The organism is Novosphingobium sp. G106 (assembly GCF_019075875.1).
GTDB lineage: Bacteria > Pseudomonadota > Alphaproteobacteria > Sphingomonadales > Sphingomonadaceae > Novosphingobium.
In genome coordinates this window covers 1,533,578-1,556,244 of sequence record NZ_JAHOOZ010000001.1, presented here as the reverse complement: position 1 = coordinate 1,556,244, position 22,667 = coordinate 1,533,578, and the positions used below count along the sequence as shown (strand labels likewise).

The window sequence follows — 22,667 nt, the reverse complement described above, 5'->3', positions numbered from 1 at the left end:
CATTGATCTCTCACACGGGATGCCTAGGCGGGCCGCCGAGACGGTGGCGCGCCGGCAGAGGCTGGCGGGCGAGCGCAGACCGTCTCCGATAAAATCGGAGATAATTTCCCATGAAATCCAGCAAGCAAGCACTGCTTCTGACCGCCCTGTTCCTTGGCACGGTCGCTTATCCGACCCTCGCAGCCGCGCAGACCGCCGAAGCGGCCGCCAGCGACAGCGAGAACGGCCTGGGCGACATCGTCGTCACGGCCGAGCGCCGCTCGGAGAACCTGACCAACGTCCCCGTTTCGGTCGGCGTTCTCAGCGGCGACGATACGCGCGCCTTCACCAGCGGCGGCGACGACACGCTGCTCTCGCTTTCGGGCAAGGTCCCCAGCCTCTATATCGAGTCGACCACCGGTCGCATCTTCCCGCGCTTCTACATCCGCGGCCTCGGCAACGTGGACTTCTACCTCGGCGCCTCGCAGCCGGTCTCGATCATCCAGGACGACGTCGTGCTCGAGCATGTCGTGCTGAAGTCCAACCCGGTCTATGACGTGGCCCAAGTCGAAGTGCTGCGCGGTCCGCAGGGCTCCCTGTTCGGCCGCAACACGACCGCAGGCATCGTCAAGTTCGACACGAACCGTCCGACCATGGACTTCCAGGGCCGCGCCTCGCTCAGCGTCGGCACCTACGACACGGTCAACTTCGACGCCGGCGTCGGTGGCCCGCTCATCGCGGACAAGCTGGCGGTGCGCGTCTCGGTGCTCGCGCAGCACCGCCAGGACTATGTCGACAACACCTTCCGCGGCGTCAGCGCCGACGGCACGGTGACGCCGGCCAAGAACGTGATGGGCGGCTTCGACGACCTGAACGCCCGCCTGCAGCTGCTTTACACGCCGACCAGCAACCTTTCGGTGCTGCTCTCGGGCCACGTCCGCGACTATAACGGCACCTCGACGCTGTTCCTGCGCGGCGCGCTGACCAAGGGTTCGAACCAGTCGAACGCGCCCCGCGACAGCGTTGCCTTCGACGAGGCGAACAACAACCCGCAGGCCTACAAGACGCAGGGCGCCTCGGGCCACATCACCTGGGATCTGGGTGGCGTAGAGGTCACCTCGATTACTGCTTACGAGCATACCTCGGGCTACAGCCGCGGTGACACTGACGGCGGCGCGGCGGCCAACTTCCCGGTGGGCGGCGTGCCCAACGGTTTCGGCGAATCGCAGGGCCAGATCCGCGATCTCGACCAGTGGACGCAGGAAGTGCGCCTCGCCAGCAACAACGACGGCCCGCTGAAGTGGCAGGTCGGCGGCTTCTACTTCGACAGCCGCGACATCACCGACTTCTATCAGCGCGCCTATTTCCTCACGACGGCGGCGCGTAACCCGAACAACTGGGTCCGCCTTCACAACGTCAACACCTCGTGGGCCGGGTTCGGCCAGGCGAGCTATACCTTCAACGATCGCCTGACGGTCACCGGCGGCGTCCGCTACACGAAGGACACCAAGACCACCGACCTGCTCAAGACGGCCGACACCGCCGCCGGCGTCGTCACCTATCCGGGCCGCCGCCACGTGCGCCTGTCCGACGACAAGGTGAGCTGGGACGTCAGCGCGCTCTACAAGGTGAGCGACGACGCCAGCGTCTATGCCCGCGTCGCCCGCGGCTTCCGCGGTCCGACCATCCAGGGCCGTTCGGCGGTGTTCAACTCCGACTTCACCACGGCGAATTCGGAAACGATCACTTCCTACGAAGCCGGCTTCAAGAGCCAGTGGCTCGACAACCGCCTGCGCTTCAATGCCAGCGCGTTCTACTGGCGGGTGAACGACATCCAGCTCAACGGCAACGACACCAACGGCAACGGCGTGCTGTTCAATGCCAACCGCGCCGACGCCTATGGCGCCGAGGCCGAGCTGGAATTCCGTCCGGTGCCCGAGCTCGTGCTCTCGCTCGGTGGCAGCGTGCTGCACACCGAGATCAAGGACAGCAAGGCCGAGGCGCAGGTCTGTGCGCTCAACGGCGCGATCGTCTGCACGGTGCTCGACCCGGTCCGCACCCAGGCGACGCCGTTCGGTCCGGTGTTCCTGGCCAACATCAACGGCAACCCGCTGCCCAACGCGCCGAAGTACAACCTGAACTTCACCGCGCGCTACGACATCCCGGTCACCGACAGCGGCAAGTTCTTCATCGCGACGGACTGGAACGTGCAGGGCTATACCAACTTCGTGCTCTACGAGACGAAGGAGTTCACTTCGAAGGGCAACTTCGAGGGCGGCCTCAAGGTCGGCTACAGCGGCGGCAACGGCACCTGGGAGCTCGCCGCTTTCGCGCGCAACATCACCAACGAGAAGAACCTCAAGGGCGTGATCGAGAACTACATGGCCGCGGTCTACAACGACCCGCGGATCATCGGTGTCTCGTTCAGCGGCAAGATCCGCTAAGCTTCACGTCCCAGGCGTAGTGTTCAGGCTCCGGCTCGCGAAAGCGAGTCCGGAGCCTGTTCGTTCAGCCATTCCGATCGAGCGACAAGCCGAAAGTGCCGTCGATCCAGGTGTCCTTGTCGGATACGATGGCGTGCACCGGCAGTTGCGGCGTCGTCACGCCGACACCGTCGATCTTCTTGATCGCCGTGCCGATCGCGAGGAACTCGACGAGGCTGGATCCCAGTTCGGCGATGTAGGTCTTCACGCCGACCACATCCTGCGCGCCGAGGGCATCGGCCTCGCTCTTCAGCCGGCCGATGGCGACTTCGCGCGCATCGTGGATCAGAGTGGTGAGATCGCTGATCTCGCCCTTGGTGAAGGCCTTGAACGCGGCCTTGAGGCCCCCGGCCATGCCCAGCGAATATATCGAAGCCGAGATCAGCAACTTCACCGGGGCATAGCCGAGGCTCGACATCGCCCACAACTCCTCCCCGGTCAGGTCGCTGGTGACGGGGTTGTTGAGGTACTGGTCGGGCAGCGCGGGGTTGCGCGCAGCAGTGCCGGTCATCAGCATCTCGTGCGCGCCGTGCCAGAAGCGGACGTTGGTGCGGATGCCGACCACGGCATTGGCACCGCAGCCCCTAGCCTGGGCGACGATCCGATCGAGCGCCTTGTGGCGGGTTGCATTGAAGATATCGCTGTATTCGGTGATCTCGCCGCGCACGAGCGTCTTGAGCGAACCCATGATCCCGCCGCCGATGCCGGTGCTATAGGCGATGTTGCCGAAGACGTGGTGCAGCGGCGCATAGCCTGCGTCGATATTGCAGTAGAGTTCCTGGCCGCTGCCGGCGCTGGTGAAGAAGGCGCGCGAAGGGGCCCGTTCGGCACTTATTGGCCCGTCGTTCATCAGGCAGGAGCCGACGAAGAGGAATTCGGTGTTGCCGACGAAGTCCATCAGTTCGCCGGTGACCCCGGTCACGCCGGCGGCGCCTTCGCGCTGGGCTTCGGCGACCATTCGCTCGAAGGCCTTGATCCGGCCGCTCTCGATCGCTTCGGTGACCGGTTCGATCTCGCCGCCGGCCATGTTCTTGAAGCCGGAGACCATGCCGCCGAGGAAGCCCATGGATTGGACGCTGTTGCCCACGACGATCTCGCCGGGCGAATAGTGCTTGAGCGCCATGCAATAGATTTCGTTGCCGGAAAGACCGGTGACCATCGCCATAGTGATTGCTCCCGTTCGCCCTGCGTCGCGGAGAAGATGCCTTTGCCCTTTCGAGCGCAAGCCGAAATCGCTTGCCTCTAGTTGGCGGGGCCCCTTGTTAGCGATGCATTGTGTCGTCTAACGGGATGGAGAACCTGAAAGAGCGATAGCCATGAATTTCGAATGGACCGACGAGCAGCAGGCGTTCCGCCAGAAGCTCGCCGATTTCCTCGCAGCGGAGCTGCCCGAGGATTGGGAAGAATTCTCCAAGCACGGCCCGGCCTCGCCGGCGCTGACGGAATTTGCCCGGGGCTTCTGCCGCAAGCTCGCCGAGAACGGGATGCTGTTCCCGCACTGGCCGAAGGAGATCGGCGGCGAAGGGCTGGGCCCCTGGGAGCAGCAGATCCTCGCCGAGGTCATGTGGGAATGGGGCGAGCCGCGCGGCGGCCAGTACATGAACGTCAACTGGATCGGCCCGACGATGCTCAAATACGGCACCGAGCCCCAGAAGGCGAAATACCTGCCGCAGATCTCGGCCGGCGAGATGCTCTGGTGCCAGGGCTTCTCCGAACCGAACTCGGGCTCCGACCTAGCTTCGCTGCGCACCCGCGCCGAGCTTAAAGGAGACCACTACAAGGTCAACGGCCAGAAGATCTGGACCTCCTACGCGGGCCTCGCCGACACCTGCTTCCTGCTGACGCGCACCAGCGACGACCGCAAGAAAGGCATCACCATCCTGCTCGTGCCGATGGACACGCCGGGCATCACCGTGCGCCAGATCCCCAGCCTGATCGGCGAGGGCGACATCCACGAGGTGTTCTTCGACGACGTCATCGTCCCCGTCGGCCAGCGCTTCGGCGAGGAAGGCCAGGCCTGGGAGATCATCGGCTATTCGCTGACCAACGAACGCCTGGGCATTCCGCGCTACCACTTGGCGCGTGCGGCACTCGACCGGGCGGTGGGCATGCTAAAGCAGGCGGGCGATTTCTCGAACGACATCGTCAAGGCCGAGGCGGCGCGCTGTGCGGCGCTCTGCGAGGCGGCGCGGACGGCGATCTACGCGATCGTCCAGAAGCGCGTCGATGGCGGCACGGTCGGACCCGAGAGCTCCTCGGCCCGCTTCGCCACTGTCCAGGCCGAGCGCGCGGTTTGCGAATTCATCGTCGAATATGTGCCCGAGGCGCTGGCCGGCGCTTCGGCCTTCCTGCAGATGCACCACCAGCGCGGCATCGTCGCTGGCATCGCTTCGGGCGCGGCCGAGATCCAGCTCAACATCATCGCCTCCGACGTACTCCAATTGCCGCGGGAGCCCCGCTGATGCAGCTGTCCCTTTCCGAAGACCAGACCCAGATCCTCGATTTCATCGACAGCCTGACGCGGCCCTATGCCGGTGTGCCGATGCACGACACGTCGTTCGCGCTGACCAGCGATGCGCTGGAGAGCGAACTGGTCGAAGGCGGCTTCCTCGATGTCATGGCGATGGAGGAGCTCGGGCCTGTCACCGCGGCGTTGGTGATCGAGAAGCTCGCGCGGCTGCCGTTCGCAGTGGAAGCCGGTGCATCTGCCCTGATCCGCCCGCTGCTCGATCCCGCACTGCCGCGGCCGCTGTGCCTCATCGAGGAAGGCAACCTGCGCAAGCCCGTGCGCTTCCTCAAGCCTGGCGCGACGGTGATCGTCGTCGGCGAGGACGGCGTGCGCAGCTTCACAGCAAACGCCGAGCACGTCCGCGATGCCGGAGACGAAGTGCTCTACGCCTACCCGGTCGCCTTCCTGACCGGCATTCCCGCCGAGACGCGCGCGCATGACATCGCGCCCGACGCCCTGCGTACGCAGTGGCGTGCGGCGCTGGCGGCCGAGGCGGCGGGGCTGCTCGCCGCGGCGTTGGCGAGCGTCACCACCTATGTCTCAGAGCGCAAGCAGTTCGGCCGTCCGATCGCCACCTTTCAGGCGTTGCGCCACCGCTTGGCCGAGATCCAGGTTGCTACCAACGGCGTCTACTGGCTGGCTCTGCGTGCTGCGGGCACCGGTGACGCCGGCGATGCCGCGCTCGCTGCCCTGCACGCGCAGGAAGCGGCCAAGCGGGTCGGCTACGACTTCCACCAGTTCCTCGGCGCCATGGGCATGACGCTCGAGCATCCGCTCCACCTGTGGACCTATCGGCTCAAGCTGCTCACGGCGGAACTGGGCGGCAGAGGTGCGCAGGCGGTTGCTGCTGCAGACGCGATCTGGGGCGACTGAACGGGATCAGGGCTTCTCGAGGAGAGTGCCCAGTTCCTCGTCGTCCTCGACGTTGATCATGCCGCCGATCTTCGCGCCGCCGCCGACGGCCAGCGTCTCGCCGGTGACGTAGGACGCCGCGTCGCTGGCGAAGAAGACGATGGCCTGCGCCATTTCGCGCATCGTGCCGTAGCGGCCGAGCGAGAAGGCTTGCTTCGCGACTGTGGCGGCGTCGAAGCCGCGCGTGTCCCAGCCTGACACCGCCGCCTCGGTGGCGGTCATGCCGGGGGCGACGCAGTTGACCCGGATGCCGCGCGGGCCCCATTCGGCCGACATGACCTTGGTCAGCATCTGCAGCCCCGCCTTGGCCGCCGAATAGGCGGCGACGCCCTGGGTGCCGTTGACTCCCGCCATCGACGAGATGTTGACGATATTGCCGCCGGTCTTCCTCAGATGCGGGAAGGCCGCCTGCGAGCAGTAGGTCGCCGCGCTGAGGTTCAGCTGGATGTCGCGGTCCCACTTGGCGAGGTCCATCTTGTGGAGCCCGACATGGCCGTGCGCACCGCCGGCATTGTTGATCAGGATGTCGAGGCGGCCGAATTCCGCGACCACGGCATCGACCATCGCCTGGCACTGATCGGGCTTACGCACGTCGGTGGCGACGATGAACACGCGCCGCCCGGTCGCCTCGCGGATCGTCGCTGCCATCTTTTCGAGCTTCTCGGCCCGGCGCCCGGCGAGCGCGACGTCTGCGCCGCGTTCGGCCAGGAGTTGCGCCGTCGCGCCGCCGATGCCGGTGCCGCCGCCGGTGACGATCGCGACGCGGCCGGTAAGGTCGAAGCCTTCGAGCATTACCAGCGCCTCCTGCGCTGGCAGGCCCGCACGCGCCGCTTCAACTGCTCAGCGCGTTCCTCGGGGGTGACGATCGGCGTATCGGCCGGCAGATGGTCGCGGATTTCGGACACCTTGACGCGCTTCATCGTCGGCGTCGGGCTGCTGTCGCAGTCGTACCAGCGACCATAGATCGTGCCCTGGTAGAAACCGGCCGCGTCGAGCCAGTTCGGCACGCCGGGGTCCTCCTGCGCGATCACCGCGTAGAACCGCCCATCCGAAGCGACATGGGCGAAGTGCCCGTTGGTGCTCGACAGGCGATAGACGTACTCGGTGGCGTTGAAATAGGGATCGTTGAGCTGCCAGTTCCAGTACCGGCGCTGCGCGGGCAAGTCGGTCTCGACGATCAGCGCTTCGCCCGGCTCGAAATCGTAGACGGCGGGCAGGTAGACCTGGCGGGTGAACGATCCGCCGTAGATCGCCGGCTCGAACACGTTCACCCCGACGTTGTTCTTCACCGAATTCTGCATCGCGTAGAACAGCTTGGTGGCACGCGCCGGCATGCGGGCCATATGATCGATGCGTTCGAGGATTTCTTCGGGGCTCAGCCGCTTCTTGAGCGGAACCGTATCGAGGCATTCGATCGACATGCTCGGATCGACCTCGTTCTCCCAGTCGTAGCTGCGATAGCGCGTCATCAGCACGCGCGCGCCTTCGGCGATCTTCAGCCAGTTGCCTTCGTAGCCGGCGGGCCGTTCCTTGCTCAGCAGCAGTTCGAAATCGCCGTTGGCATCGGTCTTGAGATCGCCGCTGTCGATGTCGTTGTAATAGGTGCCGACATGGTCGTTTTCCCAGGGCATGCCCGAGGAACTGAGCGCGGTGGTGAACGTGATCATGAACACCGTGCCGCGGTTGCCGATGATCTTGTAGCTGTAGTCGCTGCTGATCGGCGCGTAATAGTAGATGTCGTCGGGGTTCGGCTGCAGCGTGTAGACCGGGTTCCATAGCGGCGCCCAGTCCGGATGCTCGGCATCGGCGTGGAAGAACGCGAAATAGCCGTAGGAGAACTGCATCATGATCTGGCGATAGACGTCAGCGCGGTATTCCGGGTCGTCCGGACGCCAGGTGTTGGCGATCTCGTTGACAGCTTCCTCTAGTGGCTGGAGGTATTGGAACAGCGGGCCGATCTCTGTCGTCATGGAAACATCCTCTCGGCGATGTGAGTCTCGCTTGCCTAGATGGTAAGCACTATCTAAGCCGGGTGTAAATGGAGGATTGCTTGATGAGCGGAGAAGACATGATCGACCTGGGCGGCCAGGTGGCGCTGGTGACCGGCGCAGGCCAGAACGCAGGGCGGGCGATCGCGCTCGAACTGTCGCGGCACAATTGCGCCGGCGTTGCCGTGAACGATTTCGTTGCCGAGCGCGCCGAAGCCGTCGCCGCCGAGATCCGCGTGAGCGGCGTTCCCGCGATCGCCGTTCCGTTCGATGTCTGCGACCTCGAAGCCGTGCGCGCCGCGGTGGCCAAGGCGACCGCCGACCTCGGCCCCGTCACTGTCCTGGTCAACAATGCCGGCATGGCCGGCCCCGGCGGCTCGCTGCGCCCGACGCTCAATTTTTGGGAAGAGGATCCCGAGAACTGGCCGCGCTACCTGGGCACCAACCTCTACGGCGTGCTCAACTGCTGCCACGCGATCATCCCGGCGATGGTCGAGGCGAAGAAGGGCCGCATCGTCACGATCGTTTCAGACTCGGGCCGCACCGGCGAGCCGCGGCTTGCGGTCTATGCCGCGGCCAAGGCCGGCGCCAACGGCTTCGTCCGCTCGATCGCCAAGGAAGTCGGCCGCTACGGCGTGACCTGCAACGCGGTGTCACTGTCCTCGCTGATGCCCGACATGCCCGAGGAGAAGCTGGCGGAGGTCCTGGCCAGCGACCACGCCAAGAAGCAGCTCTCGAACTACATCGTCCGCCGCTATGGCCGTTCGCAGGACGTCGCGACGCTGGTGACCTACCTGTGCTCGGATGCGGCATCGTGGATCACGGGTCAGACCTATCCGCTCAACGGCGGCTACGTGACCGCCTGATGGGGCTAGGTTGAGACGAATAGGCATTCGCGAGATGCATTCCGGCATTGACGAATTCGGCTGAAGCACGATGTTCGGGACTCAAAATACGAGGAGTCCCGATGCCGTCGCCAGCCTATCATGCCCCGGATACCATCGAGCAGGCGGTGGCGCTGCTGGCGGGTGACGCCGGCGCGCGGCCGCTTTCGGGCGGCACGGACCTGATCGTCCAGATGCGCTCGGGCCGCACCGCGCCCAGTTCGCTCGTCGATCTCAAGCGGATCGCCGGGATGAAGGGCATTCGCGCCTCGCCAGACGGCGGCTTCGCCATCGGCGCGGCGACGCCGTGCACCGCGCTCAAGGACGACAAGGCGCTCTCCGCCGCCTGGCCGGGCGTGGTCGAGGCGGCGAATCTGATCGGCTCGGTCCAGGTGCGCAACCGCGCGACCATGGCCGGCAACCTGTGCAACGCTTCGCCCGCGGCGGATAGCGTGCCCGCGCTCGTCGCGGCCGGCGCGACCTGCCTCGTCGCCGGACCGAGCGGGACGCGCGAGGTGCCCGTCGAGGAAATTCCCGCCGCGCCCGGACGCACCTCGCTGCAGCCCGGCGAATTCGTCGCCGAGATCCGCCTGCCCGCGCAGAAGGGAAGCGACGCCTACCTGCGCTCGATCCCGCGCACCGAAATGGACATCGCCGTCGTCGGCGCCGGCGTCAGCCTCGTGGTCGACGCGAACGGCACCTGCACGGCAGCCAGGGTGTCGATTGGTGCCGTCGCCCCGACCGTGCTGCTGGTCGAGGACGCTGGCGCTGCGCTGGTCGGCAGCAAGTTCGACGACGCCGCGCTCGATCGCATGGCCGAGGCCGTGCGCGCCGCCTGCAAGCCGATCGCCGACAAACGCGGCACCGTCGAATATCGTACCGCGATGGCCGGGGTCCTGGCCAAGCGCGTCGTCAAGATAGCCCTCGAACGGGCTGGAGTTAGTGCATGAGCAAGCTTCTCGTTTCCACGACGGTCAACGGTGATCCGCAGCAGTTCCTCTGCGATCCCGACACCACGCTGCTCGACGCGCTGCGCGAGGAGATGGGGCTGACGGGCAGCAAGGAAGGCTGCGGTTCGGGCGACTGCGGCGCTTGCACGGTGGTACTCGACGGCGAGATGGTCTGCTCGTGCCTGGTGCTCGCGCCCGAGGCCGAAGGGCGCCAGATCGCGACGATCGAAGGTGTCGCCGAAGGCAGCCAGCTCCATCCGGTGCAGCGCAAGTTCCTCGAACACGGCGCGCTGCAATGCGGCTTCTGCACGCCGGGTTTCATCATGGCCTCGAAGGCGCTGCTCGACCGCAACCCGAACCCCAGCGAGAGCGAGGTCCGCTATTGGCTCGCCGGCAACCTCTGCCGCTGCACCGGCTACGACAAGATCGTCCGCGCGGTGATGGATGCCGCGGCCGAACTCCGCCAGGACAGGAGGACCGCGGCATGAACGCGCCCAAGCAGAATTTCCGCCTCGTCGGCACGCGCCCTGTGCGCCCCGACGGCATCGACAAGGTCACCGGCAAGGCGATCTACGGGCCCGACTATGTCGCGGCCGGCATGCTCCAGGGCGCGGTGCTGCGCAGCCCGCACCCGCATGCGAAGATCCGCGGGATCGATACGAAGAGGGCCGAGGCGCTGCCCGGCGTGAAGGCCGTCGTCACCGGCGCCGACTTCCCGCAGGCCGGCGACAAGATGGTCAGCGGCGGCGAGGGCGGGGCTGCGAACCTGCGCTATGTCACGCAGAAGTGCATGGCGATTGGCAAGGTGTTCTACGAAGGTCAGGCCGTCGCCGCGGTCGCCGCGACCAGCCGCGCCATCGCCGACGAGGCGCTGAAGCTCATCGAGGTCGACTACGAAGTGCTGCCGCATGTCATCAGTATCGAAGACGCCTTCCGCGACGACGCTCCGCCGCTGCACGACGATGTCTTCACCCAGGGTCTCGCCGAGAAGCCCGAAAAGCCATCGAACCGCTCGATGCGTTTCGCGATCGAGCGTGGCGATGCGGCCAGTGCCATTGCCGGCGCGGCCGCGATTTTCTCGGGGCACTTCACGCTGCAGCCGGTGCACCAGGGCTATATCGAGCCGCACGCCTGCGTCGCCTCGTGGAACGCCGACGGGCAGGGGCAGGTCTGGTGCTCGAGCCAGGGGCACTTCGCCATCCGTTCGATGACCGCGGGCGTGCTGGGCATCGGCGTCGCCGACATCCGCGTCCAGCCGCTCGAGATCGGTGGCGGCTTCGGCGGCAAGACGACGATCTACCTCGAGCCCGTCGCGATGCTGCTGTCGAAGAAGTCCGGCCGACCCGTGCGTCTCGCCATGCGGCGCGACGACGTGTTCCGCTCGACCGGTCCGGCCCCGGGGGCCGAGATCGACATCACGCTGGCCGCGGCGGCGGACGGCACGCTGGTCGGCGCCGAGATCGAGCTCAAGTACCACGGCGGCGCCTTTCCGGGCGCGAACGAGGTCTATTCGGGCGTCGGCACGGGGCTTGGCCATTACAAGGTGCCCAACGCCTCGATCGTCGGATGGAACGTGCTCAGCAACATCCCGACGATGCATGCCTACCGCGCGCCCGGTGCGCCGCAGATCAACTTCGCAGTTGAAAGCGCGATGGACGAACTCGCCCATAAGCTAGGCATCGATCCGATCGACCTGCGACTCAAGAACATCGTCCGCCCCGGCGACATCGGCGGTTCGGGCGTGCCGCTCGGCGCGATCGGCTATGCCGAGAGCCTCGAAGCGGCCAAGGCTCATCCGCATTACAGCGCGCTCCTGGGGCCGAACCAGGGCCGCGGTGTCGCCTGCGGCGCCTGGGGCAACTACGGCGGAGCTTCGACCGCGGCGGTCAGCCTGGGCGAGGACGGCTCGGTCCTCGTCACCGAAGGCAGCCCCGACATCGGCGGCAGCCGCGCCTCGATGGCGATCATGACCGCCGAGACGCTTGGCATCCCCTATGAGAAGGTGCGCGTGACGATCGCCGATACTTCGTCGATCGGCTTCTCGATGGTCACCGGCGGCAGCCGCGTGACTTTCGCTACCGGCAAGGCCGTGGTCCAGGCGACGCAATCGGTCATCGCCATTCTCAAGGACCGAGCGGCCAAGCTGCTGGGCGTCCCCGCCGAGGAAGTCGAGTGGGTCGACGGTGCTGCGGTTCACGGCGACCAGTCGCTGACGCTCGCCCAACTTGCCGCCAAGGCGGGCACTTCGGGCGGGCCGATCTCGGCCGAGGCGATGGTCGATCCGCATGACTGGCTGCCGGGCTTCGGCGTCCACATCTGCGACACCGAGGTCGATAACGAGACCGGCCAGGTCATGCTCAAGCGCTACACCGTCGTCCAGGATGTCGGCCGCGCGATCCATGCCGACTATGTCGAAGGCCAGATGCAGGGCGGGGCGGTGCAGGGCATCGGCTGGGCGCTCAACGAAGCCTATGTCTACACCGGCGCCGGCAAGCTCGATAACGCAGGCTTCCTCGACTACCGCATGCCCGTCGCCTCGGACATGCCGATGATCGACACGGTCATGGTCGAAGTGCCCAACCCGGCGCACCCCTACGGCGTCAAGGGCGTGGGCGAAGTGCCGATCGTGCCGCCGCTCGCCGCGGTGGGCAACTCGGTCAGCGCGGCGACAGGGCTGCGCATGACCGAGCTGCCGATCACGCCCGACCGGGTCTACGGCCTGCTGCGCGCCGCGGAATAGTGCGTATCGTCGTGATGCCGCCGTTCGACCGCGAGTTCTTCGGCGGCCGCGACAGGCTGGAACTGGACGCACCGACGCTGTTCGCGCTGGTCGGCAAGCTCGACGCCGAGGCGCCGGGCTTCGCCGAGATCGCGGAATTGCGCGCGGCTTTCGCGATTGACGGAGTGTTCACGCCCGACTGGACGCGCCCGACCGCCGAGGCGGCCGAAGTCATCCTTCTGCCGCGGGTCAGCGGCGGCTGATTGCCCTCGGTGCATCGCCGGTCTAAGATAGTGCTCACTGCTATAACGAGGGTGAGGACATGACTCTGACCTGGCGCAAGCTCGAACCCTTCGGCGTCGAGATCGAGCGGGATCTAACGCAGCCGCTGTCGCCGGCCGAGGCCGAGGAACTGCGCGTGCTGTTCAACCAGCATGGGCTGCTGCTCTCACGCGGCCAGATGCTGACGATGGACCGCCAGCAGGAGCTCTGTGCGCTGCTCGGCCCGATCCTGCTGCGCGCGGGCGAGAACGGCTACATGACCAACGAGGGCGGCGGACCCTCGGCGTCCGAGCTCAACTGGCATTCGGACGCGGCCTACACCGAGCACCCGTTCGACGCGCTGTCGCTCCACGCGCTCGACGTGGTCGACGGCGCGTCATCCACCCGCTTCGCCAGCGCCGAATTGAGCCTGCCCGATAGCCTGCAAACGGCTCTGTCGGGCCGCGAGCAGGAGATGATCGCACCGCATTATGCCGTGCTCGCCGAAGTGACTTGCGATCAGCGCGATCCGCCGGCGCAGAAGCGCGGGCAGATGCCGGCGTTCTATGTGAATCCGCACAACGGCCGTACCTGCGTTTGGGTCAACGCGATGCAGACCGCACGGCTGCTCGACATGGAATGGGAAGACAGCCGCGACCTGCTGCACGAGGTCTATGACGCGCTCTATGCCCCCGCGAACGTCTATGAGCACCGTTGGCACAACGGCGACCTGATCATCTGGGACAACATTGCACTGCAGCACATGCGCGGCAATATCGAGGGCGTCGGCAAGCGGCTGCTGCAGCGCGTGATCGTCGGCACCGAGGGTGTCGCGCCGCATGTTCAGGCGGCCTGAACAATGACGCGAACCACGCGTGGCTCATGCCTCTGCGGCACTGCGACTTTCCGGGTCATCGGCGACTTCGAGGCTTTCTACCTCTGCCACTGCGGGCGTTGTCGGAAAGATACCGGCTCGGCCCATGGGGCTAATCTGTTCTCGTCTTCAGCGACGATCGAGTGGCTGTCGGGCGAGGATTGCGTCAGAACCTATCACCTGCCCGAGACGCGCCACAGCAAGAGCTTCTGCGGGGAATGCGGTTCGGCGCTGCCGCGAGTGGAGGGCGGGTCGCTCGTTGTCCCGGCGGGCAGCCTCGACGATCGAATTGCGATTCGGCCCGACGCGCATATCTTCGTCGCCAGCCGCGCCGAGTGGGATGACAAGCTGGAGGACGTTCCAAAGCGGAACGCATTCTCCGAGTAACGGGTCAGGCGCTAGAGCACGCGATCAACTTTGACTAACCAAAGTTCGTCATCCCGGGCTTGACCCGGGGTCCCGCTCGTTTCGTGCGGATGCAAGGTCGAAAAGAAAGCGGGATCCCGGGTCAAGTCCAGGATGACGATGTCAGGTCAAAGTGATTAGTCGGTCGCCACCTCGACCGTCCGCCCATCGAGCCACTGCCGCAGCACCAGATAGCGCCCGTGCAGCGCGCCGCGGTCCTGGATGCCGAAGCCGAGCAGGGTGCCTTCTTCGCCTTCGGCGGCGGGCAGCCACTTCACCTGCTCGAGCCCCACCTTCACGCCCTCGCGGCTGAAGTCCTTCGCCCGCGCCAGGCCTTCGGCGACGAGCCGGCCGACGTCGTAGCCCTTGGCGGCCCAGAGCGCCTGTTCGGGCGGCAGCTTCATCTGCTCGCGCAGGGCGTTCAGGGTCCGGTTCGTGTCCGAATGCATGTCGACATAGAACCAGCCGTCGCAGTCGCGCGCGAAACTGCCATGATAGCCGCGCAGTCCTGCCGTGTTCATGATCCGCGGTCCCTGCCAGCCGCTCGCCGCCAGCGGCCGCCCCACGGCAGGCGCGGACAGCCCGAGGCCGAGATAGACAAAGCCCTGCGGCTGCGCTGACAGCACGCGCGCGACGTCTGCCGAAGCGTCCTCTGCCAGCGGCGAGATCGCGGCCGTGGCGACGATTTCCAGTCCGATGATCCGTGCCTCGTCCTCAAGGTACTGAAGGTGGCGCGTGCCGATCGGCGACTGGTCGAACACCACGCCGATCCGGTCCGCGCCCAGTGCCTTCATGTGCCGCGCCATCACCAGCGATTCGTCCTCGTGCGAGCCGACCTGGTGGTGGAACATCCACTCGCCGCGCGCGCGTTCGGCACCGGCCCAGTTGATCGTCGGAATGCGCTCGCGCTCGACCCAGGGCGTCGCGACCAGCGCATTGTCGCCGATCGCCGGGCCGACGATCAGGGCCACGTCCTGCCGCGCCAGTTCGAGAAAAGCCCGCTCGACCGCGGCTTCGGTGCCCGAAGGCAGGCCGAGACCGTAGGCGTGGACGAATTCGACTTCGGCATCGAGTCGGCCCGCCGCCTGCACCGCTGTAATCTCGCGCATCAGCCAATCGGTGATATCTCCCGGCGCATCATCGGGCCCGTTGCCCATGTCGTTGAGCACGCCGACTTTAACCTTGCTCGCCATCTCATCCCTCCCGCGATGTGCCCGCGCTTGCCGCCGTGGCCCTGCCTAGCCTAGCATTTCATCGAGCGCAGGGAAGCTGCCGATGGGAGAGACGATGAGCAGGATCGGGGATCTGCAGGACAAGGCGCGCGCCGCCACCGGCCTCGACAATTTCGGTGATCCGGGATTCCGCGAGGGGCTGGAGCGGCTCGTCGACTCCGGCGACCGCGAAGCTCGGCTCAACGATGCCGGCCGCGCGATGTTCGACGGCCAGATCGTCATGATGCTGATGAAGCGGCTCGAGATCGAGGACTGGTACGCGCGCCATCCCGAGATCGACGAGCAGGAGATCGTCGCGCCGCTGATGGTGCTGGGCCTGCCGCGCACCGGCTCGACCGCGCTACACTGCATATTGGGCGAGGATCCGGCGGTGCGCGTGATGCGCAATTGGGAATGCATGAACCCGTGCCCGCCGCCCGAGGCCGCGACCTATGAGACCGATCCGCGCATCGCCCTCATGGAAGCACAGATGAAGCTGCGCGACACGATGACGCCGCGGATGAAGCAGATGCTGCCCAGCACCTCGACCTCGCCGACCGAAGACCAGCTCACCATGGGCTACAACTTCGTCTCGCAGGTATTCCAGGCGAGCTTCCGCATCCCGTCATACGCGCAGTGGCTACACCACGACGCCGATCTCGAACCGACCTTTCGCTATGTGAAGCGCGTGCTGAAGCTGCTGCAATGGCGCTGCCCGCCGGGTCGCTGGCGGCTGAAGAACCCGACCTACTCGATGTTCATCACCGCGCTCGACAAGGTCTTTCCCGATGCGCGCTACTGCATGACGCACCGCGACGTGGCCAACGTCATCCCCTCGGTGGCGGATCTCTATTACGAGATGCACAAGCCGAACACCGACACACCCGACAAGCCCTGGCTCGGTGAGATCAATGTCGAGTTCGGCATGCTCGGCATGACACGGATGATCGCCTTCCGCGACGCGGGCAACGATCATCGCTTCTTCGACATCCATTTCGCGCCGTTCCAGAAGGACCCGTTCCCGACCCTGGCGAAACTCTACGATTTCCTCGGCGAGGAATTCACGCCCGAAGCCGAAGCCCGCATGCGCGCCTGGCGCGAGAACCAGCCCCGCGACAAGCATGGCCGCCACGAGTACAACGGCGCCGATTTCGGCCTCCATACGGCCGATCTGCGCGAGCAGTTCCGTTTCTATACCGAACGCTTCGACGTGCCGCTCGGCAAGGATTGATGGCTTTCGGTTTCCATACCGATGCCGCGGAGGTCGTGCGCGGTATCGACCTTTCGGGCCGGCAGGTCGTGCTGACCGGGGCATCGTCGGGCATCGGCGTCGAGACGGTTCGCGCGCTCGCCATGGCGGGCGCCGATCTGGTGCTCGGTGTGCGCGATGTGGCCAAGGGTGAGGCGGCGCTGAGTGGAATCGGGGTCAAAGGCGGCATGCGGGTGCTGCAACTTGAGCTGTCGGACCTCGCTTCGGTGGAGGAATTCGCCATGCAGATTTCAGGTCCGCTCGACATTCTGATTGCCAATGCCGGCGTTTCGAAGACACCCGGAAAGCACCTGCCCAACGGTCTCGATATCCGCTTCGCGACCAATCACCTCGGTCACTTTCATCTCGCCCACCTCCTGAAACCGCAGATGGCGCAGCGCGGCGCGCGGATCGTCGTGGTCAGCTCGGCGGCGCATAAGGGCATGCCGATCCACCTCGACGACCTGCAATGGACCGCGCGTGAGCATTTCGACGGCGCAGCCTATGCCGAATCGAAAAGCGCCAACATCCTGTTCACGCAGGAAGCGACGCGGCGCTGGGGCGCAGAAGGAATCTTTGCCAACGCCGTGCTGCCCGGCTCGTCGCTGACCGGCCTGCAACGCTTTCACGGAGAGGCGCTGAAGCGCCAGATCGGCTTCATCCACGCGGACGGCTCGCTCGATCCGATGATGAAGACCGCGAGCCAAGCCGCTGCCACTTCGGTCTGGGCGGCGGTGTCGCCGGAACTGGACGGGCGCGGCGGGCTGGTGCTTGAAGACTGCGGCCTGGCGTTGCCGGTCGGGTCCGACACCCATCCCTGGGCTGGCTATGACGCCAGCATTGCCGATCCGGAGACGGAGCGGCTGCTCTGGGAGCATTCGCTGGAACTGGTGAAGACTCTAGCGCGTCGCGGGCTTTAGCGGCTGATCAGTGCCAGCTGGGATTGGTCGCCAGCAAGAGCCCGAAGAAGGCGACGAACAGAACAGGTGGAATTGCCAGCAGGCCGAGCAAAAGCGATGCGAGCCGCCCTTTGCTCTTTCCCTGCAGAAGCCAGGCGCCCACCAACACCCCTATCGGCAGACCCAGGACCGGTATCCAGATCGCAACGTATTCGGGCGAGGCGCTGTACTGCAGGCCGTCCAGAAAGAAATAGGCCAGCACGAGCACGACCAGCGCGTCGAATGCGAAGAGGCATCGGTACAACCACATGGCGGCACGCTAGGGCAAACGCGCCGCCATACAACGCTTATCGCCTAGGCGCGCTGCCCGCGCTGGAAGAAGCGCTGCTTGAGTTCGAGATAGCTTGGGTCCACTTCGCTCGTGCCCAGCAGGCCGTCGCCGTCGAACGGCCGTTCGATATGCATGTCGTAAGTCACCACGCGCTTCGAGAACCGCCATTTGCCATCGGCGCAGCGGCGGTAGTTGTCGATGTAGCGGACCGTCATGAAGTCCTCGATCATCTTGCCGGGGTTCTTCTGGTCGGGGATGTAGTGGATCGCCAGGCAATAGACCTCGCCGTTGCCCTTGTCGCCCTCGACGCTGACCATGTGGTTGCAGACGTGGTGGCCCGAGTAATTCATGTAGGGCAGGGCGCCGGCGATGAAGTCGCAGTACTTGTCGGCCGGGCCATCGAAGCTGGTGCCGTGGGTGTCGGTGGCATCCTCGGTATAGAGGTCGCGCAGCAGTTCGACGTCCTTGCGGTCGATCGCGCGCGAATAGCAGAGCACGAGGTCGCGGATCGCGTCCTTGTCGATCAGATTCTGCAGTGCCTTTTCGTCGATGGCCACGGTATTTCCTCTCAGTTGTCCCAAAGCAGATGGATCTCGCGCGGACCCGTCACCGGACCGCAGCGGTAACGCACGGGCCGGTCAGGATCGAGCCGGAACGCGGGCAGCCGCGCGAGCATTTCCTCGTAGAGCGTCTGCAGCTCGATCCGCGCGAGGTGCGATCCCACGCAGCGGTGCGGTCCGCCACCAAAGGTTAGGTGGACCTTGTTCTCGCGGCCGAGATCGAAGCGGCCGGGATCGGCAAATTCGGCGGGATCGAGGTTGGCCATCGGATAGGACAGGCTGACCCGCTCGCCACGCTTGAGTTGGGCGCCCTCGCATTCGAAGTCCCGCGCCGCGCGGCGGATCACCGCGACGAAGCCGTAGCGGCGCAGCAGTTCCTCGTTGGCCTCGACGATCAGCCTGGGGTTGGCGCGGAGTTGCGCCTGCAATTCCGGATGCATCGCCAGGTGGCGCACGCCGTGGCCCATGCCGTTCATCACCGTATCGAGCCCGGCGATGAACAGGAGCACGCAATAGTTCTGCATGTCCTCCAGCGTCAGCGGCCGGCCATCGACTGTAGATTGCCAGAGCACGCTGATCAGGTCGTCGCGCGGGTTCTCGCGGCGTTCGACCAGCGTGTCGTGCATGATATCGGCCATGCGGCGCAGCTTGCGCTGCGAATTGTCGAGCGTGCCGAAGTCGTCCGACAGATGCTCCTCCACCAGCTTGCGGAAATCGTCCTGGCGTTCGAGCGGCAGCCCGAAGATTTCGAGGAAAACCTGCGTCGGGATGCGCTCGCCGATCGCCGAGACGAACTCGCAGTGGCCCTGTTGCTTGACGCCTTCGACGAGCTCGATCGCCAGTTCGCGGATATGCGCCTGCAGCTTCATCATCGCCTTGGGCGAGAACACCGGCTGCAGCGGCAGGCGGAAGCGCGTGTGGTCGGGCGGGTCGAGCAGGATCGGCACGGGCTGCACGATCACCGTGCCCGCCGGCAGATTCGCGAGCAGGGCTTCGGCTTCCTCGCGCGGGATGTGCTCGCTCGAGAAGTTCTCCCAGTCGCGTGCCGCCTTCATGATCGCCGGATAGGATTTGACGACCCAGTGGCCGCCATTGTGCGGGGTCCAGAACACCGGCGGCGCCTCGCGCGCGATTTCGAGCAGACGGGCAGGGGCGTCGCGCTCCATTGCCGGCTCGTGGTACATGTCGAAGTCGTAGACCAGCGCATCGGGCACGTGGGCGGGCTGCGGTACGAGGGCACTCATCGTCGCTGCTTCGGACATGCTTTCTCTCCCCGGCCGTCGTTGCGGCCTTATTGCTGCGCTACATAAGCGATCCGCCGTCGACCGGCCAGACCTGCCCGGTGACGAAGCTCGCCCGGTTCGAGGCAAGCAGCGCGACCACTGCCGCCAGTTCCTCGGGTGTGGCGAAGGGCTTGCCAACGAAAGTGCGGCGCTGGCGGATCGCGCGGTCTTCCTCGCTGACGCTGTCGAGCCCCTTGGAGAAGATGCCGTGTTCTGGGTTGAACCGGCTGCCCTTGCTGAAGGCCTCCCGGGTGGTTGCGAAAGTCGCGTAGGGCGCAATCGCGTTGACCCGAATGCCGTGCTGGCCGACTTCCTTGGCGAGCACGACGGTGAAGCTGTGCACCGCGCCCTTGGCCGCCGAATAGACCGGCAGCATGTAGTCGCCGACGAGCCCCGCGGTCGAGCCGACGTTGACGATCGCGCCGCGCTTGCGCTCGATCATGCCGGGCAACACGGCATGGGTCATCCGCAGCACCGTGCCGAAGTTGAGGTCGATATCGCCGGCCCATTTGTCGGGATCGGAATCGACGAAGAAGCCCTGGTCGACGTTGCCGCCGACGTTGTTGATCAGCACTTCGACCGGCCCGAGCTCTTCTGCGGCGGCGAGGATCTTTGCCGGCGAGGCCTTGTCGAGCAGGTCGGCGGCGACGAACACCGCATCGCTCGCGCCCGCCTGCTTGGCGGCATCGACCACGCGCGCGCCGGCCTCCGCATCGCGGCCGACGATGACGACCTTGGCGCCCTCGGCGGCCAGTTCCAGCGCGATACCGCGGCCGATGTTCGCCGTCGCCGCAGTGACGATCGCGACCTTGCCTTTGAAACCCAGATCCAACGCTACTCTCCCGTCTCGACCTGATAGGCCTCTACCGCTTCCTCGCAGACCTTCACGAGGTGCCGGCAGAGGATCTCCTTCTCCTGGAAATGCAGGTGCTCCAGCGCGCCGCTGGATACGCCGCGCTGGCCGGCCTGGACCACGGCGACGTCTTCCGAATGGATGTCGCGGATCTGCGCGAGCGCGAACTCACGGGCATAGCGGACACTCGCCGTCTCGTCCTCGCCGATCCAGTAGAGCCGGATGACGCCGCGCGACTTCTCGGCGCCGAGCGGGAACACCGTGTGCAGGAAATGGCTGCCCGGGCTACCGAACAGGAACAGATTTGGGAACAGTGCGAAATACTCGCGGCTGTTAGGATCGTTGAGGATGCCGTCGGCGGCGAGGCGAGGGGCGCCGCGCATATAGGCTTCGAGCATCGTCGGCTGCACCTTGGCGTTCGGATCGGTCCAGATCGTCTGGGTACGGTGCCGCCCGTTGAGCGTGAAGTGGCTGGGGTAGCCGAAGGGATTGTCCGGCCCGCAGCCCGCGCCCGCTGAGCGCGAATGGATGAAGCGCAGGTGGTAGTTTTCCTGGAAGTTGTCGTAGTCCAGCTTCCAGTTGGCATCGATCTCGTAGACGTATTCGTGGAACGTCGTCGCGCGGGCGACGGGGAGCTGTTCCAGCGTCTCGGCCATAGATCCGAGGAATTCGCGCAGGCCTTGCTGCGGCTCGAAAGCGACGAAGATCAGCCCGCCGCAGACGTCGACTTTCACCTGCTTCAGCGCGCAGGCTTTCTTGTCGGTATAGAACCGGTCGAAGTCGGGGGCCGAAAGCAGCGCGCCGTCGGTGCCGAAGGTCCACATGTGATAGCGGCAGGAGAACTTGGTGGCCTTGCCGCTCTCTTCCTCGGTAAGCTGTGTGCCGCGGTGGGTGCAGACGTTGTGCAGCGCGTGGATCGTGCCGTCCTTGCCGCGCGTGATCAGCAGCGAGGCGCCCGCGAACTCGATCTCGCGGCGGATGAAGCTGCCCGGCTCGGGCAGTTCGCAGACATGGCCGACGTTGAGCCACGAGCGCATGAAGATCGCCTTGCGCTCCAGTTCGTACCATTCGGGATCGTAGTAGTAGCGTGCCGGAATCGGCTCGGTGCCCAATACCGTCGGATCGTCACGCGTCTCGATCGCGCCGAAATAGACGTTCATCGTCCTCTCCTCGTTCGGCCCCTATTGGGCTGAAACGGCCGGGCGAGGTCAAGTTATTTTTTCGACGCCTCTGTCGAAAAAGTTGGCGTCAGGGGTTCGCCGGCCGATCGGTTGAAGGGAATGTGTTGGTGCGGTTGGCGATGACGCAGCGCAAGTTTCCGTCGCTGCCGTCGGCATTCTGCTTGCGCAGGAAGCCCTGGGTCAGCCGGTGATAGCGCTCGCCCATGCGCGGGCCGCTGGTCATGACGATCTGGTCTCCAGTCAGCAGATAGGTGCCGCGCACGCCGTCGTTCGAGCGGTAGCTTGAGCCGAAAACGATCGCGAAGTCCTTGTCCGGCACATGCTCGCCGCGCGGGCCGAGTGCGTCGCCCGGAAGTTCGCAGGTGTAACGGCCAATCTGGAGCGTATCGATCTCGCCGCCGGGAACGGCCATGGCAGGGGCTGCGAGCAGGACGAGAGGGAGGGCAAGGAGGGCGCGCTTCATGGCCACAGCGCTACCACTGCCAGCCCGTGATTGCCATATGGAAGCGCCCGCGCTAAGGGGCCGCCTTTCCCGAAATTCGCTCTTTCCCATCAGAGGCACTCCCATGAAGATCAGCGGCGTCGACATTCGCCCCGGCAATATCCTGGAATACGAAAAGGGCATCTGGAAGGTTGCCAAGACGCAGCATACCCAGCCGGGCAAGGGCGGCGCCTTCATGCAGGTCGAGATGAAGAACCTGATCGACGGCCGCAAGACCAACGTCCGCTTCCGCAGCGCCGACACGGTCGAGCGCGTGCGCCTCGACACCAAGGACTTCCAGTACCTCTACGCCGACGGCGACCAGCTGGTGTTCATGGACAAGGACACCTTCGACCAGATCCAGCTCCCCGCCGACCTGCTCGGTGGCGCCGAGGCCTTCCTCCAGGACGGCATGGAAGTGCTGCTGGAAATGTGGGAGGAGCGCCCGATCTCGGTCCAGCTGCCCGACCAGGTCGAAGCGACCATCGTCGAGGCCGACGCCGTGGTGAAGGGCCAGACCGCTTCGTCCAGCTACAAGCCGGCGATGCTCGACAACGGCGTGCGCGTGATGGTGCCGCCGCATATCGGCAGCGGCACGCGGATCATCGTCGACGTCTACGAGCGGACTTACGTTAGCAAGGTGGGCTGACCTGCC

Annotated in this window: 23 protein-coding genes; 13 read left to right on the top strand and 10 right to left on the bottom strand. The window is 65.7% G+C overall.

Annotated features, from left to right (window positions below):
• Nucleotides 1-110: 110 nt before the first annotated feature.
• The gene (locus KRR38_RS07405) at nucleotides 111-2,423 is read left to right on the top strand and encodes a TonB-dependent receptor (protein ID WP_217400148.1); all 2,313 of its coding nucleotides are present in this window, start codon (nucleotides 111-113) and stop codon (nucleotides 2,421-2,423) included.
• 64 nt (nucleotides 2,424-2,487) lie between these two features.
• Here the strand turns inward: KRR38_RS07405 and KRR38_RS07400 are convergent, their stop codons facing one another.
• The gene (locus KRR38_RS07400) at nucleotides 2,488-3,627 is read right to left on the bottom strand and encodes a heavy metal-binding domain-containing protein (protein WP_217400146.1); all 1,140 of its coding nucleotides are present in this window, start codon (nucleotides 3,625-3,627) and stop codon (nucleotides 2,488-2,490) included.
• A gap of 151 nt (nucleotides 3,628-3,778) precedes the next feature.
• On the opposite strand from KRR38_RS07400, the gene KRR38_RS07395 reads away from it, so the two are divergent.
• Together KRR38_RS07395 and KRR38_RS07390 are read left to right on the top strand one after the other, a co-directional pair.
• Nucleotides 3,779-4,924, top strand: a complete 1,146-nt coding sequence (locus tag KRR38_RS07395; RefSeq protein WP_217400143.1) for an acyl-CoA dehydrogenase family protein — start codon at nucleotides 3,779-3,781, stop codon at nucleotides 4,922-4,924.
• Nucleotides 4,924-5,844 carry an acyl-CoA dehydrogenase family protein gene (locus KRR38_RS07390; RefSeq protein WP_217400141.1) on the top strand — a complete coding sequence of 307 codons (921 nt, stop codon included), beginning with the start codon at nucleotides 4,924-4,926 and terminating at the stop codon, nucleotides 5,842-5,844. The genes KRR38_RS07395 and KRR38_RS07390 overlap by 1 nt, the downstream gene beginning before the upstream one ends.
• A gap of 6 nt (nucleotides 5,845-5,850) precedes the next feature.
• Here the strand turns inward: KRR38_RS07390 and KRR38_RS07385 are convergent, their stop codons facing one another.
• Both KRR38_RS07385 and KRR38_RS07380 read right to left on the bottom strand, forming a co-directional pair.
• The gene (locus KRR38_RS07385) at nucleotides 5,851-6,675 is read right to left on the bottom strand and encodes an SDR family NAD(P)-dependent oxidoreductase (RefSeq protein ID WP_217400138.1); all 825 of its coding nucleotides are present in this window, start codon (nucleotides 6,673-6,675) and stop codon (nucleotides 5,851-5,853) included.
• Entirely contained in the window at nucleotides 6,675-7,853 is a 1,179-nt protein-coding gene (locus KRR38_RS07380; RefSeq protein ID WP_217400136.1) for a DUF1214 domain-containing protein, read from the bottom strand. The genes KRR38_RS07385 and KRR38_RS07380 overlap by 1 nt, the downstream gene beginning before the upstream one ends.
• Nucleotides 7,854-7,936: 83 nt before the next feature.
• On the opposite strand from KRR38_RS07380, the gene KRR38_RS07375 reads away from it, so the two are divergent.
• The 7 genes from KRR38_RS07375 (at nucleotide 7,937) to KRR38_RS07345 (ending at nucleotide 13,946) form a co-directional block, all read left to right on the top strand.
• On the top strand, nucleotides 7,937-8,737 hold the full coding sequence (locus KRR38_RS07375) for an SDR family NAD(P)-dependent oxidoreductase (protein WP_217400134.1): 801 nt from the start codon (nucleotides 7,937-7,939) through the stop codon (nucleotides 8,735-8,737).
• A 101-nt stretch (nucleotides 8,738-8,838) separates the two neighbouring features.
• Nucleotides 8,839-9,705, top strand: coding sequence for a xanthine dehydrogenase family protein subunit M (locus tag KRR38_RS07370; protein ID WP_217400132.1), 867 nt, complete (start codon nucleotides 8,839-8,841; stop codon nucleotides 9,703-9,705).
• Entirely contained in the window at nucleotides 9,702-10,193 is a 492-nt protein-coding gene (locus KRR38_RS07365) for a (2Fe-2S)-binding protein (protein WP_217400130.1), read from the top strand. Before KRR38_RS07370 ends, KRR38_RS07365 begins: the two co-directional genes overlap by 4 nt.
• A complete protein-coding gene (locus KRR38_RS07360; protein ID WP_217400128.1) occupies nucleotides 10,190-12,445 on the top strand; it encodes a xanthine dehydrogenase family protein molybdopterin-binding subunit in 2,256 nt (751 codons plus the stop codon). Before KRR38_RS07365 ends, KRR38_RS07360 begins: the two co-directional genes overlap by 4 nt.
• On the top strand, nucleotides 12,445-12,687 hold the full coding sequence (locus KRR38_RS07355; protein WP_309140988.1) for a hypothetical protein: 243 nt from the start codon (nucleotides 12,445-12,447) through the stop codon (nucleotides 12,685-12,687). The genes KRR38_RS07360 and KRR38_RS07355 overlap by 1 nt, the downstream gene beginning before the upstream one ends.
• Before the next feature lie 59 nt (nucleotides 12,688-12,746).
• Entirely contained in the window at nucleotides 12,747-13,541 is a 795-nt protein-coding gene (locus tag KRR38_RS07350; RefSeq protein WP_217400126.1) for a TauD/TfdA family dioxygenase, read from the top strand.
• A 3-nt stretch (nucleotides 13,542-13,544) separates the two neighbouring features.
• Nucleotides 13,545-13,946 carry a GFA family protein gene (locus KRR38_RS07345; protein ID WP_217400124.1) on the top strand — a complete coding sequence of 134 codons (402 nt, stop codon included), beginning with the start codon at nucleotides 13,545-13,547 and terminating at the stop codon, nucleotides 13,944-13,946.
• Nucleotides 13,947-14,101: 155 nt separating this feature from the next.
• Here KRR38_RS07345 and KRR38_RS07340 read toward each other — a convergent pair whose 3' ends face one another.
• Nucleotides 14,102-15,157 (bottom strand): ABC transporter substrate-binding protein, encoded by a 1,056-nt coding sequence (locus KRR38_RS07340; protein ID WP_217400122.1) that lies wholly within the window; start codon nucleotides 15,155-15,157, stop codon nucleotides 14,102-14,104.
• Between the two features lie 94 nt (nucleotides 15,158-15,251).
• Between KRR38_RS07340 and KRR38_RS07335 the strand changes: the two genes are divergently transcribed.
• Both KRR38_RS07335 and KRR38_RS07330 read left to right on the top strand, forming a co-directional pair.
• Nucleotides 15,252-16,406, top strand: coding sequence for a sulfotransferase (locus KRR38_RS07335; protein WP_217400120.1), 1,155 nt, complete (start codon nucleotides 15,252-15,254; stop codon nucleotides 16,404-16,406).
• Nucleotides 16,406-17,344 (top strand): SDR family NAD(P)-dependent oxidoreductase, encoded by a 939-nt coding sequence (locus tag KRR38_RS07330; protein WP_217400118.1) that lies wholly within the window; start codon nucleotides 16,406-16,408, stop codon nucleotides 17,342-17,344. The genes KRR38_RS07335 and KRR38_RS07330 overlap by 1 nt, the downstream gene beginning before the upstream one ends.
• 7 nt (nucleotides 17,345-17,351) lie before the next feature.
• Here KRR38_RS07330 and KRR38_RS07325 read toward each other — a convergent pair whose 3' ends face one another.
• From KRR38_RS07325 to KRR38_RS07300, 6 genes are all read right to left on the bottom strand, one after another.
• On the bottom strand, nucleotides 17,352-17,591 hold the full coding sequence (locus tag KRR38_RS07325; protein WP_217400116.1) for a hypothetical protein: 240 nt from the start codon (nucleotides 17,589-17,591) through the stop codon (nucleotides 17,352-17,354).
• Between the two features lie 86 nt (nucleotides 17,592-17,677).
• Nucleotides 17,678-18,211 (bottom strand): nuclear transport factor 2 family protein, encoded by a 534-nt coding sequence (locus tag KRR38_RS07320; protein ID WP_217400114.1) that lies wholly within the window; start codon nucleotides 18,209-18,211, stop codon nucleotides 17,678-17,680.
• An 11-nt stretch (nucleotides 18,212-18,222) separates the two neighbouring features.
• The gene (locus KRR38_RS07315; RefSeq protein WP_217400111.1) at nucleotides 18,223-19,476 is read right to left on the bottom strand and encodes a cytochrome P450; all 1,254 of its coding nucleotides are present in this window, start codon (nucleotides 19,474-19,476) and stop codon (nucleotides 18,223-18,225) included.
• Nucleotides 19,477-19,516: 40 nt separating this feature from the next.
• Nucleotides 19,517-20,329, bottom strand: coding sequence for an SDR family NAD(P)-dependent oxidoreductase (locus KRR38_RS07310; protein WP_217400108.1), 813 nt, complete (start codon nucleotides 20,327-20,329; stop codon nucleotides 19,517-19,519).
• Between the two features lie 2 nt (nucleotides 20,330-20,331).
• A complete protein-coding gene (locus KRR38_RS07305; protein WP_217400105.1) occupies nucleotides 20,332-21,510 on the bottom strand; it encodes an aromatic ring-hydroxylating dioxygenase subunit alpha in 1,179 nt (392 codons plus the stop codon).
• An 88-nt stretch (nucleotides 21,511-21,598) separates the two neighbouring features.
• The gene (locus KRR38_RS07300) at nucleotides 21,599-21,994 is read right to left on the bottom strand and encodes a hypothetical protein (RefSeq protein WP_217400103.1); all 396 of its coding nucleotides are present in this window, start codon (nucleotides 21,992-21,994) and stop codon (nucleotides 21,599-21,601) included.
• A 103-nt stretch (nucleotides 21,995-22,097) separates the two neighbouring features.
• Here KRR38_RS07300 and efp point away from each other — a divergent pair, with 103 nt between their 5' ends.
• Complete coding sequence (efp, locus tag KRR38_RS07295) at nucleotides 22,098-22,661, top strand: elongation factor P (RefSeq protein WP_217400101.1); 564 nt, start codon at nucleotides 22,098-22,100, stop codon at nucleotides 22,659-22,661.
• The last annotated feature ends 6 nt before the right edge of the window (nucleotides 22,662-22,667 follow it).

What these genes read in the sequence shown, in the direction of transcription:
- KRR38_RS07405 (WP_217400148.1), top strand. Translation starts at nt 111, where the DNA reads ATGAAATCCAGCAAGCAAGCACTGCTTCTGACCGCCCTGTTCCTTGGC.
- KRR38_RS07305 (WP_217400105.1), bottom strand. Translation starts at nt 21,510, where the DNA reads ATGAACGTCTATTTCGGCGCGATCGAGACGCGTGACGATCCGACGGTA.
- KRR38_RS07330 (WP_217400118.1), top strand. Translation starts at nt 16,406, where the DNA reads ATGGCTTTCGGTTTCCATACCGATGCCGCGGAGGTCGTGCGCGGTATC.
- KRR38_RS07370 (WP_217400132.1), top strand. Translation starts at nt 8,839, where the DNA reads ATGCCGTCGCCAGCCTATCATGCCCCGGATACCATCGAGCAGGCGGTG.
- KRR38_RS07340 (WP_217400122.1), bottom strand. Translation starts at nt 15,157, where the DNA reads ATGGCGAGCAAGGTTAAAGTCGGCGTGCTCAACGACATGGGCAACGGG.
- KRR38_RS07360 (WP_217400128.1), top strand. Translation starts at nt 10,190, where the DNA reads ATGAACGCGCCCAAGCAGAATTTCCGCCTCGTCGGCACGCGCCCTGTG.
- KRR38_RS07385 (WP_217400138.1), bottom strand. Translation starts at nt 6,675, where the DNA reads ATGCTCGAAGGCTTCGACCTTACCGGCCGCGTCGCGATCGTCACCGGC.
- KRR38_RS07365 (WP_217400130.1), top strand. Translation starts at nt 9,702, where the DNA reads ATGAGCAAGCTTCTCGTTTCCACGACGGTCAACGGTGATCCGCAGCAG.
- KRR38_RS07345 (WP_217400124.1), top strand. Translation starts at nt 13,545, where the DNA reads ATGACGCGAACCACGCGTGGCTCATGCCTCTGCGGCACTGCGACTTTC.
- KRR38_RS07315 (WP_217400111.1), bottom strand. Translation starts at nt 19,476, where the DNA reads ATGTCCGAAGCAGCGACGATGAGTGCCCTCGTACCGCAGCCCGCCCAC.
- KRR38_RS07380 (WP_217400136.1), bottom strand. Translation starts at nt 7,853, where the DNA reads ATGACGACAGAGATCGGCCCGCTGTTCCAATACCTCCAGCCACTAGAG.
- efp (WP_217400101.1), top strand. Translation starts at nt 22,098, where the DNA reads ATGAAGATCAGCGGCGTCGACATTCGCCCCGGCAATATCCTGGAATAC.
- KRR38_RS07335 (WP_217400120.1), top strand. Translation starts at nt 15,252, where the DNA reads ATGAGCAGGATCGGGGATCTGCAGGACAAGGCGCGCGCCGCCACCGGC.
- KRR38_RS07350 (WP_217400126.1), top strand. Translation starts at nt 12,747, where the DNA reads ATGACTCTGACCTGGCGCAAGCTCGAACCCTTCGGCGTCGAGATCGAG.
- KRR38_RS07300 (WP_217400103.1), bottom strand. Translation starts at nt 21,994, where the DNA reads ATGAAGCGCGCCCTCCTTGCCCTCCCTCTCGTCCTGCTCGCAGCCCCT.
- KRR38_RS07375 (WP_217400134.1), top strand. Translation starts at nt 7,937, where the DNA reads ATGAGCGGAGAAGACATGATCGACCTGGGCGGCCAGGTGGCGCTGGTG.
- KRR38_RS07390 (WP_217400141.1), top strand. Translation starts at nt 4,924, where the DNA reads ATGCAGCTGTCCCTTTCCGAAGACCAGACCCAGATCCTCGATTTCATC.
- KRR38_RS07395 (WP_217400143.1), top strand. Translation starts at nt 3,779, where the DNA reads ATGAATTTCGAATGGACCGACGAGCAGCAGGCGTTCCGCCAGAAGCTC.
- KRR38_RS07400 (WP_217400146.1), bottom strand. Translation starts at nt 3,627, where the DNA reads ATGGCGATGGTCACCGGTCTTTCCGGCAACGAAATCTATTGCATGGCG.